We start from the raw sequence: 11,287 nt of genomic DNA, 5'->3' as shown, positions 1-11,287 counted from the left end.
TCTTCTCCCAAACCTGAAGCGCGCTGCGCTTCTATCTTTTTGCTTGATGCATGTCGTTTCCCAAACCGCTGCACACTTTGGGCGACATGCATTCAATAAACAGGCGGTGAAACCACCCAGATGACCACGGCCGGCTCGCTGCCGGGATTGCGCCAGCGGTACGGCTTGCGCTCGAAGCGGAAGGAATCGCCTTCGCCGAGCCGGTGCCAGACGCCGGCTATCTCGATCTCGAAAATGCCAGAGGCGATGTAGCCGGCTTCCTCGGTCGGCCGCAGCTGCTCGCTCTTCATCTCGGCGCCCGGCGCGAAGATCGAACGCACCATCTCGAAACTTCCGCCGAGATCGGGCGACAGAAGCTCCTCCACCAGGCCGGATTCGCTTGTGCCAAGCGTGCGCCGGCTGCCGGCGCGCACGACAACGCCGCGCTCCTTCTCGATCGGCACGTCGTGGCTGAAGAACAGGCTGAGCGGCACGCCGAACAGGTCTGCGAAGGCCCTGAGGTCGCCGAGCGAAGGAATCGACAGGCCGCGCTCGACCTGGCTGACCCAGCCGACAGAGCGGCCAAGCTTCAGCGCGATCTCAGCCAGCGTCAGCCCACGCGCCTTGCGCAGCGCACGGATGTCGCTTGCCAACAGGCGCTCGTCAGGTCCCTGCAATGTTTTGGGGATAGCTGGGGGCAAAATGCTCACTTGATGAAAAACTAGAAATGAATTTCATGAGAGCTCATGTCCGTGAAAAAATCAAGCGAATTTTCATGGGCACACAAGATTTGCTTGCGCGATTTTGGAGGTTCATGCAAAGGCTCTGGCACGAGCGGCGGGTGTGGGAATGCGGGTCGGCGACCAAGGATTGAAATCTGCGCAAGGTCTTCTCCGATAGCCGGTTCGGCTTTCGAAGTGTGCGCAAAGGGACGGCCCATGCTGGAAAAAAATGGCCTGGCAGCGCAAAACGCGGCTGTTGTCGACGAGGCGATCATCTCGCGCCGTTCAGTGCGCGCCTTCCTGCCCGACATGGTCGATGACGAGACGATCCGAGCCATTCTTGGCGTCGCCGCGCGCGCGCCTTCGGGCACCAATATGCAGCCTTGGCGGGTCTATGTCGTCAAGGGCGAGGTCAAGCAGCAGATCACCGATGCCATCCTGAATTCCGGTATCCGCGCCGAAAAGGCCGATTGGGACGAGTATCGCTATTACCCCACCCAGTTCTTCGAGCCGTATCTCACCCGCCGCCGCGCCAACGGTTTCGGGCTCTATGGGGCACTCGGCATCGGCCGCCGCGAGGTCGACAAGATGCGCGCCCAGCACGACCGCAACTTCGTCTTCTTCGACGCGCCGGTCGGCATGATCTTCACCATAGACCGGCGGCTGAACCAAGGCTCGTGGATCGACTACGGAATGTTCCTGCAGAACATCATGGTGGCGGCGCGAGGCAGGGGCCTGCACACCTGCCCGCAGGCCGCCTTCGCGCCCTATCACCGGCAGATCCGGCCGGTGCTCAACATTCCCGACGAGGAGATCGTCGTCTGCGGCATGGCGCTAGGCCTCGAGGACACCTCCAAGCCCGAAAACGACTTCCGCACCGACCGCGTGCCGCTGGAAGAGTGGGTGACGTTCAGCGAATAGGGCTCGGCTAACGGCGCCTTATTCCACGTTCATCTGCGCGCCATGGCCGCTGACATGGGCGCCGTCCTGCGGTGTCAGTCTGAGATAGGCGATCAGCGCGCACAACGTGATGACGCCCTCGACCACGAACAGGATGCGGAAATCGTTGGTCACCGCCGGCCTGCCGCCAGCCAGGAACGACAACAGCGCCGCCGCCAGGCCGACGCTGATCGCTACCCCCAACTGCCACAGTATGTAGTAGAGCGCGCTGAAGCGGGCGAGCTGGTCGGGCGCGATGTCGGAATAGGCGAGGTTGCCGGTCGAAGCCCACTGCGCCGAGCGCAGAACGCCGAAGGCAAAGATATAGACGAGCACGATCCAGACCGGCGTTGTCGCCTCAATCAAGGCGAAGCCCGCTACCATGGCAGCAACGATCGGCGTGTTGACGACCAGCACGCGGCGAAAGCCGAAACGGTTGAGCAGGCGCGGCATGAAGACACGCATGATCAGCGAGCCGATTGCGGCGACGAAAGTCAGCGATCCCGCCTGCACCGCGCTCATGCCGAAGCCGAGCTGGAACATCAACGGCAAAAGGAAAACGACCGAGCTCAGGCCGATCGTGTCCAGCCCACCACCGGTGAGGAAGGAGATGCGAAAGGTGCGGATGCGCAGGAGTTTCAGGTTAAGCAAGGGGTTGCGGGCGCGCAGGCAGTAGAAGGAGGCAAGCGTCAGGATGACGATCGCCAGCGCCAGCTCGGCCGCGATCATGCTGCCGGCGGCGTCTTTGGCCGCAAGCGAATCCATGCCGAAGACCAGCAGGACCATGCCGCCGCCGACCAGCAGGAAGCCCGGAAAATCGAACGGCGTGCGCACCGGCTTGGTGACCGTCGGAAACAGCGAGGCGGCAAGGACGGCGGCCGCCAGCGCGAACGGCACGTTGATGAAGAAGATCCAGCGCCATGAAATGTAAGTCGTCAGCGCGCCGCCGACGAGCGGGCCGACCAGCGGTCCGGACTGGCCGGCCAGTGAGATATACATGTTGATCTTCAGCGTGCGGCTGCGCGGGAAGGTCGACAGGATGACGACCTGGCCGAGCGTCCCGATCAAGGCGCCGCCGAAGCCTTGCAGCGCGCGGGCGCCGACCAGCGTCCAGATGTCGTTGGACAATCCGCACAGCGCCGATGACGCGGCGAACACCAGCAAGGCGAAGCAGTAAACGTTGCGCAAGCCGAAGCGGTCGGCCGCCCAGCCGCCGAGCGGCATCGAGATGATCAGGCTGGCGACATAGACGGTGATCAACAGGCCGAACTGGCTCGGCGGCCGGCCGAGGCTGTCGCTGATGCCGGGCAGGGCGGTGACCACGACATTCTGGTCGAGGCTGGTCATGAACACGCCGCAGGCGACCGTGAGCGGCAGCAGGAGCAAGGCTCTGGCCGACACATCGGCGCGATCCGTGGCGCCGGCGGATAGATCTGCGGTCATGGGGATGTTCGAACCAAACGACGATGCCGACTCTGAGACGGGATCTTTTTAATCCCCTGGGCCGGTTGGGCCACGTTCCCCACCATGGGCTTCCATTGGAGCATTCTCTAGCGGCAGAACCGGCTGGCCTTGAGGCCAGAACGGCTGTCGGCCCTACTGAACCTCGTAGCCGACCTCCTCGCTGGCAAGGCAGAGCGCCTTCCAGAACGAGCGGGCGAAGGAGCGGAAGACATAGATGTCGAACTGGTCGGCGCCGGTGCGCTGGATCTGCGCAAAGACGTCGTGATGGGTGGTCGAACGGCCGGAGCCTATGGGGAAGGCGGGCAGCGCAAAGTCGATAGCGAAGAATTTCGCCAGCACCCATTCGGCCTTAGGGCCGGCGATGCGGATTGCGGTGCGACCATGCGACAGGTCGGTGATCGTGCCGATTGCCGGGGTTACGTCCCCGGCAAAACGCGCCGCCAGGCCCTCGGCATCGTCGACGACCGTGAATTTTCCAGGCGCGAAACCGAACACGGCCTTGCCGTCCTTGGCGAGACCGCCGCCGGCACCGTCGGGCAAAGCGAGGCCGGTGACCTTGCCGACCGCCTCGATCAGCTGCTTTTCCGCGCCCGGCCATGCGGCCAGCTGCAGGATCGAGCCTGGCCTGATTTCGGTCAGGATGACATCGACGCCATGCTCGAAATTGCCGTGCGAACCCGGATGGAACACCGGCTCGAGCGGCGAGAGGCGCTCGGGTGATTGGCGTTCGGTTGATTGGCGCTCAGCCATGCATGCGGCTCCCGTCCGGGTCGTAGAAATGGTTGGAGACGATTTCGACCGGCCCGAACCGGTTGCGCAGCGGATCGGAGACAAACGCGCGGGTGCCACGGCGCGCCTTGCCGCCTTCGACCAGGGCCAGCGCGATGTGCTTGCCCAGCGCCGGCGAATAGCAGCAGGCGGTGATGTGGCCGATGGAATCGTGCGGATTGGCTTCGTCCAGTTGCTCGACGAGGTGGGCGCCGCCATTGAACGGCCGGTTGTCGAGCGAGACCAGACCGACCAGCTGCAGCCGCTCGGGCGCGATCAGGCCTTCGCGGTCCATCATCGCCGAGCCGATGAACGGCTTCTTCTTCGACAGCATCCAGTCGAGATGCAGGTCGCGCGCCGTGGTGCGCCCGTCGATCTCCGCGCCGGTGACATGGCCCTTTTCGATGCGCATCGTGCCCAACGCCTCCAGCCCGTAGGTGACCAGGCCGAACGGCTTGCCGGCTTCGAGAAGGGCTTGCCAGACATGGGTGCCGTAGCCGGCGCCGCAATAGACCTCGAAGGCCATCTCGCCGGAGAAGGACAGCCGGCAAATCATCACGGGCACGCCTGATATCTCACCGCGCACGATGCCCATGAAGGGCAGGGCTGTGTTGTCGACGGCGGTGCCCGTGACACAGGCGGCGAGGATGGCCCGCGCCTTCGGCCCGCCGATGGCCGCGCCCGCCCATTCGTCGGTTACCGAGGTGACATGCACTTTGAGTTCCGGCCAGATGACGTCGAGGAAATATTCCAGATGCTGCATCACCTTGCCGGCATTGGCCGTGGTGGTGGTCATCAGGAAGTCCCGTTCGCCGAGCCGCCATGTGGTGCCGTCGTCGAAGGCCAGCCCATCCTCGCGCAGCATCAGCCCGTAACGGGCCTTGCCGACGGGGAGGGTAGAAAACATGTTGGTGTAGACGCGGTCGAGGAATTCGCCCGCATCCGGTCCCTGAACGGCGATCTTGCCCAGCGTCGAGACGTCGACGATGCCGGCGCTTTCGCGCGTCGCCCTGGCTTCACGGACATAGGCCTGCTCGACCGTCTCGCCGGCAAGGCCGTAGATCATCGGCCGGAACCAAAGGCCGGCCGAATACATCGTCGCGCCATTGACGAGGTGCCAATCATGCATCGGCGTCAGCCGCTCGGGCTTCAAATCGCCGAAGCGCTCGGCCGCCAGCGAGCCGATCGACACCGCGGAATAGGGCGGACGGAAGCGCGTCGTGCCGACTTCGGGGATCGGTTTGCCCAGCGCCTCGGCCATGATGGCAAGGCCCGGGACGTTGGAGTTCTTGCCCTGGTCGGTCGCCATGCCGAGCGTGGTGTAGCGCTTCAGATGCTCGACGGAGACAAAACCCTCGCGATGCGCCAGCCGTACGTCTTCGGCAGTCACGTCATGCTGGAAGTCGACGAAGCTTTTTCCCTTGGCTTTGATCTCGAACACCGGCGCCGGATCGGGGTTTCCCGGGGCTGCTTCGACATCCGGCAAGGCTGCCGGCGCAGCCGCTCCGCCCGCGGCGGACAGGCCGGCTGCACGGCCCTCGGCAAGGGCTTCGAGCGTGGAAAAGCTGCCGTTGAAGGCGCCCGCACCAATCCATTGCTGATTTGGCCAGCGCTGTTGCGTTTGCTTTGGCGGCAGGAAGGCCTGGCGGGCAGGGTTCCATTCGGCTCTGGCACCGGCCTGGCTGGCGAGATGGATGGTCGGCGACCAGCCGCCCGACATCAGCAGGCAATCGGCGTGGATGCTGCGGGCGTCACCGCTGAGCGTGCCCGAGGTCATGTCGAAGCGCTGCACCTTGAGGCCGGAGAGCGCCTTGCCGCCCTCGGTGGCGACTACGGCATGGCCGGAGAGGATTTCGGCTTCGGCCTCGGTGGCGAGACTGCGCATCTCGGCCGACAGTTCGGGGCGCACGTCGACGATGGCGACAATGGCCGCGCCGGCCTTCTTCAGCGCCAGAGCCGAGCGATAGGCGCTGTCATTGTTGGTGAACAGGGCAATCCTGTCGCCGGGCAGCACGCCATAATCATTGGCGTAGCGCTCGCCGGCATGCGCCAGCATGATGCCCGGCCGGTCATTGCCGGGAAACACAAGCGGCCGCTCGAAAGAGCCAGTGGCCAGCACCACCGTTTTGGCTCGGATCGCCCAGTAGCGATGGCGCGGCTCGCCCTTGCCGGGCGTTTCCTTGTGGTCGGTGATGCGCTCGAGTGCCGCCAGCGTGTTGCCGTCGTAATAGCCCCACACTGTGGTGCGCGGCAGCAGGCGGACCGTGCCATGGCCCTCAAGCTGGCTGACGGTGCGCGCCGCCCAGTCGGCGGCCGGCGCGCCGTCGATGGCCTCGCCGGACCAGTTGGCGGAGCCGCCGAAACGCGGCTCGAGTTCGGCCAGGATGACGCGCGCGCCCTGGTCGGCAGCGGCCTTGGCGGCTGACAGGCCGGCCGGGCCGGAGCCGACCACCAGCACGTCGCAAAACGCGTTCATGCGCTCGTAGCGCGAGGTGTCGGCGGCAATACCGGCGCGGCCCAGGCCGGCGGCGCGGCGGATGAAATGCTCGCAGAACATCCAGAAGCGGGTGCCTTTCAAGGGGCCGAAGACAGGGCCCATGAAGGTCTTGTAGTAGAAGCCGGCGGCCAGGATCTTGCCGCCGAACTGGTTGACGGCGTTGATGTCCCAGGCGAGCGAGGGAAAGCGGTTCTGGCTGACGGCCACCAGCCCGTCATAGATCTCGACCATGGTTGCGGCGATGTTGGGCTCGCGCACTTCGCCGCGCAGCACCGTCACCAGCGCGTTCGGTTCCTCGACGCCGGCCGAGAGCAGGCCGCGCGGGCGGTGGTATTTGAACGAGCGGCCGAAAAGCGTCACGCCGTTGGCAAGCAGCGCCGAGGCCAGCGTGTCGCCGCCATGGCCGGTGTAAGGCGTGCCGTCGAAGGTGAAGCGGATGGTGCGCAGGCGGTCGATGCGGCCGCCGGTCTCGGTGCGGCGCGGGCTCACGACTTGCCTCCGGCTTTGTGCCGGGCACCGGCATTGTGGTCGCGGGCGAAACCGGTGCTGGAAATCTCATGCGTGACCGTGTTGCGCACCATCCTCAGATGGGTGCGGCAACCGCCGGAATGCTGCCAGATCTCATTGTGGTCGCCGGCCGGGTTCAGGCGGTCGTAGACATAGGCGTTCCAGGCGTCGAGGTCCTGCGAGTTGGGCTGCGGGCGCTCGCGGTTGCCGTCGCCCTGATAGGTGAACTCGATGACGTCGCGCGGGCCGCAATAGGGACAAGTGATAAGCATTTGTTTGAACCCTAATGCAGCCGGGGCGTTGCGCCCTGGCCCTTGTCGTCGATCACCAGGCCGCGATAAAAACGGTCGAGCGTGAACGGCGCGTTGAGCGCGTGCGGCTCGTCCTTGGCGATGGTGTATGCAAAGCACCAGCCCGAGGCCGGCGTCGCCTTGAAGCCGCCATAGCACCAGCCGCAATTGAGATACATGCCCGGCAGCGGGCCGGTGGTGATGATCGGCGAACCGTCCATCGACATGTCGCAGACGCCGCCCCAGGAGCGCAGCATGCGTACACGCGCAAGGCCGGGAAACAGCGCCAGCATCTCGCTCATCACCTCGTCGACGATGGGCAGATTACCGCGCTGGGCGTAGCTGTTGTAGCCGTCGATATCGCCGCCATAGACGAGGCCGCCCTTGTCGGACTGCGACATGTAGAAATGACCCATGCCGAAGGTCAGGACCGTGTTGCAGAACGGTTTCAGCGACTCTGTCACGAAGGCCTGCAGCACATGGCTCTCGATCGGCATGCTATCGATGCCGGCAAGCTGCATCACCCGTCCGGTGCTGCCGGCAACGGCCACGGCGACTTTCTTGCCGCGGATCTCTCCGCGCGTCGTCTGCACGCCGGTGATGCGGTCGCCGTCGCGCAGGAAGCCGGTGACCTCGCAATTCTCGACGATGTCGACGCCGCGTCGGTCGGCGCCGCGCGCATAGCCCCAGGCAACCGCATCGTGCCGGGCGGTGCCGGCGCGTGGCTGCATCAGGCCGCCGACGATGGGAAAGCGCGCGGAGGCCGACATGTCCAGCGCCGGGACCAGGCGCGCGATCTCGGCGGTGCTCATCAGCTCGGCATCGACGCCGAGATGGCGCATGGCGTTGCCGCGCCTGGCCAAGTCGTCGAACTGGCCCGGCGTGTGAGCCAGGTTCAGGCAGCCGCGCTGCGAGAACATGACGTTGTAGTTGAGGTCGTGCGACAGGTTCTCCCACATCTTCATCGAATGTTCGTAGAAGCGGGTGTTGGACGGCAAAAGGTAGTTGGAGCGCACCGCCGTGGTGTTACGGCCGACATTGCCGGAACCCAGCCAGCCCTTTTCCAGCACCGCGACATTGGTGATGCCGTGCTCCTTGGCCAGATAGTACGCCGTCGACAGGCCGTGGCCGCCGCCACCGATGATGATGACGTCATAGGAAGCCTTGGGGTCGGGCTTGCGCCAGGCCGGCTTCCAGTCCTTGTTTCCCGTGAGCGCGTTCGTGAGAAGCGAAAGGGCTGAATATTCCGCCATTCTTCATGTCATCCCTAGAGCATGATGCCGAAAAGTGTGAAGCGGTTTTCGGACGACATCATGCTCTATATCTTTGATTTTTAGAGCCGGATGATTTCAGGTCCAACAGACCTGAAGCCATCCGGCTCGGGTGCGATGCGGCAGACTATAGAGCAGGCGGCGTGCGCAAAGCCAAGATTGCGCCATGGCTTTTCGACTGGCCGACTCCCGCAAGGCGCCCAACTGTCATGACTTCGCCACGACTTGCCCCACGGGATGAGCGTCTCTATCAAGGACCGCTTTAGAGGCGGCCTTTGCCGCCCTTTGAGTCGCCACCATTATGTTTTTTCGCTTCTTTCGCCTGATCCTGGTCCTAGCGCTCGTTGCCTTGGCGCCGCATTCGTTCGGCGCCATGGCGCAGGGGCTGGGTCAGGCGCCTGCCGGGCTGGTCGCCGACCAGCAGAAAATCCTGCAGGGTTTGGCGACGAAGACCGACGCTCTGGAGAAGAAGGTCCAGGAGGACGGCGTCGACGACACCACCCTTGTCGAGATCCGCCTGCAGCTGGAAGAGCTGTCGCGCGCTGCGCTGAACAGCGCGCTGGCGTTTCGTTCGCGGCTGGGAGAGATCAATTCGAGGCTCGAGCAGCTTGGCGCACCGCCGGCTGCCGGACAGCCCCCTGAACCGGACATCGTGACCGGCGAGCGCCAGGCGCTGGCGTCGGAAAAGGCGGAGATCAACGCCGTCATCGCCGGCGCGCAGAACCTGTCGATCCGCATCAATGCGCTGATCGAGAAGATCGGCAATATGCGCAGCGAGCTGTTTCGCAGCGGGCTGACCAAGCGCTACGTGCTGTCCGATGCACTGAGCCCGCAGGTGTTTTCCGACGCAAGGGACGAATACGCCAATTTTTACAGGGCGGTGTCGTCGTGGCTGAGCTTTGCCTTCAAGTTCAAGTTCCAGGCGATGCTCGCGGCGACCCTCATGGCGCTTGCGTTGGCCGTGGTGCTTCTGGTCGGTGGGCGCCGCCTGTTTGGGCGCATCTTCGAGCCCGACGCGTCGGTTGAAGATCCGACATATCTCAGTCGCCTGTCGGTGGCGTTCTGGTCGACCTTGCTGCCGACGCTGGCGGTCAGCGCCTTCCTCGCCTCGACGGTGTTCCTGTACAATTATTACAATGTGCTGCGCGGCGACATAGGCGTGTTCCTCAACGCTCTGGCAGCCGTCATCGCCATAGTGTTCTGTGTCAACCGCCTGACCAATGCGGCGCTGTCGCCCAGCATGCCGAACTGGCGCCTGATCCAGGTCGAGACCGGCCCGGCGCGTTGGCTGGTGCGGCTGACGACGGCCATGGCAGTCGTCATCGGCATCAACAATTTCCTGTCGATCGTCAACGACAAGATGGGCTCGCCTCTGTCGCTGACGGTGGCCAGGAGTTTTGTCGCCACCGTGATCGTCGGGGTCATCCTGATCCTGATGGCGCTGCTGAAGCCTTACAAGGACGTCGCTGGGCGCTGGCGCCGCTGGCCGGCCTGGCTGCGCTACACCTGTGTCGCGCTCGGCCTGTTCACGATTGCGGCGGCGCTGTTCGGCTATATCGGTCTTGCCATCTTCGTCTCGTTGCAGGTCGTGGTCACCGGCACCATCCTGCTTACCGCCTATATCGGCTTCCTGTCGGCGCGCGAGATCGGCGAGGAGGGTGGTTTCGCCGGCACCTCGATTGGGCGCTGGCTGAAGACCAACTCCAGCTATGAGGACACCGCGCTCGACCAGCTCGGCCTCGTCGTCAGCGTCGCCATCAACCTGATGATCGTGCTGGTGTTCCTGCCGCTGATCCTGTTGATGTGGGGCTTCCAGCCCGGCGATATCCAGGCCTGGGGCTATAAATTGGCGACAGGCGTCACCGTCGGTTCGGTGACGATTTCGGTCACCGGCATCCTCACCGGCATCGTCGTCTTCATCATCGGCTATTTCCTGACCCGCTGGTTCCAGGGCTGGCTCGACGGCTCGGTTATGGCGCGCGGCAAGGTCGATACCGGCGTGCGCAACTCGATCCGGCTGGCGGTCGGCTATGCCGGCGTCGCGCTCGCCGGCCTCGTCGGCATCTCGGCGGCGGGCATCGATCTCTCCAACCTGGCGCTCGTTGCCGGCGCACTCTCGCTGGGTATCGGCTTTGGCCTGCAGAATGTCGTGTCCAACTTCGTGTCGGGCCTGATCCTTCTCGCCGAGCGGCCGTTCAAGGTCGGCGACTGGATCGTCGCCGGCGACACATCAGGCACGGTCAAGAAGATCAGCGTGCGCGCCACCGAAATCGAGACCTTCCAGCGGCAATCGGTGATCCTGCCCAATTCGAACCTCATCAACAACGCCGTCGGCAACTGGACGCACCGCAACAAGCTCGGACGTGTGGAGATCAAGGTCGGGGTCGCCTATGGCAGCGACGTCAAGCGGGTACACGCGGTTCTGCTTGAGATTGCGCGCGGCCATGCGCTGGTGCTGAAGAACCCGGAACCCTTCGTGCTGTTCACCAATTTCGGGCCGGCAGCACTCGAGTTCGAGATCCGCGTGTTCCTGGCCGATGTGCTGAACGGCGCCATCGTTCAGAACGATATCCGCTTTGCCGTTCTCGATGCTTTTGACGCCGAGCACATAGAAATCCCCTCGACGCCGCGCGCCGAGGTCAAGGTCAAGAAGACCGACGCATGGCCGATCGACGACGACAAGATCGAGGTCGAGTTCGCCGAGAAGGAGCAGGCGGAGGCCAGAGCCGCCGCCGAGGCGAAGCGGCTGGCCAAAACTGGTCGCAAGGCCCGCAAACCCGATCCCAGCTAAGGCCCCAAGCTCCTCCCAAACCAATTGCGGCATGAATGCGGCATTCAGTTGCGGTTCAG

The 11,287-nt window shown here is 64.3% G+C and carries 8 protein-coding genes; 2 read left to right on the top strand and 6 right to left on the bottom strand.

The window, feature by feature from the left end:
• Positions 1 to 92 precede the first annotated feature (92 nt).
• A complete protein-coding gene (locus X750_RS158540; protein ID WP_023746844.1) occupies positions 93 to 635 on the bottom strand; it encodes an XRE family transcriptional regulator in 543 nt (180 codons plus the stop codon).
• Between the two features lie 282 nt (positions 636 to 917).
• On the opposite strand from X750_RS158540, the gene X750_RS158545 reads away from it, so the two are divergent.
• Positions 918 to 1,622: a nitroreductase gene (locus tag X750_RS158545; RefSeq protein WP_023746843.1), complete on the top strand. Its 705-nt coding sequence runs from the start codon at positions 918 to 920 to the stop codon at positions 1,620 to 1,622.
• 18 nt (positions 1,623 to 1,640) lie between these two features.
• On the opposite strand, the gene X750_RS158550 is transcribed toward X750_RS158545, so the two are convergent.
• The 5 genes from X750_RS158550 to X750_RS158570 all read right to left on the bottom strand — a co-directional run bounded on the left by X750_RS158550 (position 1,641) and on the right by X750_RS158570 (position 8,419).
• Positions 1,641 to 3,083, bottom strand: coding sequence for an MFS transporter (locus X750_RS158550; RefSeq protein WP_023746842.1), 1,443 nt, complete (start codon positions 3,081 to 3,083; stop codon positions 1,641 to 1,643).
• Positions 3,084 to 3,236: 153 nt separating this feature from the next.
• Entirely contained in the window at positions 3,237 to 3,854 is a 618-nt protein-coding gene (locus X750_RS158555) for a sarcosine oxidase subunit gamma (protein WP_023746841.1), read from the bottom strand.
• Complete coding sequence (locus tag X750_RS158560; protein ID WP_023746840.1) at positions 3,847 to 6,858, bottom strand: sarcosine oxidase subunit alpha; 3,012 nt, start codon at positions 6,856 to 6,858, stop codon at positions 3,847 to 3,849. Before X750_RS158560 ends, X750_RS158555 begins: the two co-directional genes overlap by 8 nt.
• A complete protein-coding gene (locus X750_RS158565; RefSeq protein ID WP_023746839.1) occupies positions 6,855 to 7,148 on the bottom strand; it encodes a sarcosine oxidase subunit delta in 294 nt (97 codons plus the stop codon). Before X750_RS158565 ends, X750_RS158560 begins: the two co-directional genes overlap by 4 nt.
• Positions 7,149 to 7,159: 11 nt before the next feature.
• Positions 7,160 to 8,419, bottom strand: coding sequence for a sarcosine oxidase subunit beta family protein (locus tag X750_RS158570; RefSeq protein ID WP_023746838.1), 1,260 nt, complete (start codon positions 8,417 to 8,419; stop codon positions 7,160 to 7,162).
• A 319-nt stretch (positions 8,420 to 8,738) separates the two neighbouring features.
• Here X750_RS158570 and X750_RS158575 point away from each other — a divergent pair, with 319 nt between their 5' ends.
• Positions 8,739 to 11,228 (top strand): mechanosensitive ion channel family protein, encoded by a 2,490-nt coding sequence (locus tag X750_RS158575; protein ID WP_023746837.1) that lies wholly within the window; start codon positions 8,739 to 8,741, stop codon positions 11,226 to 11,228.
• The last annotated feature ends 59 nt before the right edge of the window (positions 11,229 to 11,287 follow it).

Source organism: Mesorhizobium sp. LNJC391B00, from assembly GCF_000502535.1.
GTDB lineage: Bacteria > Pseudomonadota > Alphaproteobacteria > Rhizobiales > Rhizobiaceae > Mesorhizobium.
Note: the sequence above shows the minus strand (reverse complement) of the source record. Positions and strands in the feature narration are given on the sequence as shown.

Coding starts and splice junctions, on each gene's coding strand:
- X750_RS158565 (WP_023746839.1), bottom strand. CDS start 7,148: ATGCTTATCACTTGTCCCTATTGCGGCCCGCGCGACGTCATCGAGTTC.
- X750_RS158550 (WP_023746842.1), bottom strand. CDS start 3,083: ATGACCGCAGATCTATCCGCCGGCGCCACGGATCGCGCCGATGTGTCG.
- X750_RS158545 (WP_023746843.1), top strand. CDS start 918: ATGCTGGAAAAAAATGGCCTGGCAGCGCAAAACGCGGCTGTTGTCGAC.
- X750_RS158570 (WP_023746838.1), bottom strand. CDS start 8,419: ATGGCGGAATATTCAGCCCTTTCGCTTCTCACGAACGCGCTCACGGGA.
- X750_RS158575 (WP_023746837.1), top strand. CDS start 8,739: ATGTTTTTTCGCTTCTTTCGCCTGATCCTGGTCCTAGCGCTCGTTGCC.
- X750_RS158555 (WP_023746841.1), bottom strand. CDS start 3,854: ATGGCTGAGCGCCAATCAACCGAACGCCAATCACCCGAGCGCCTCTCG.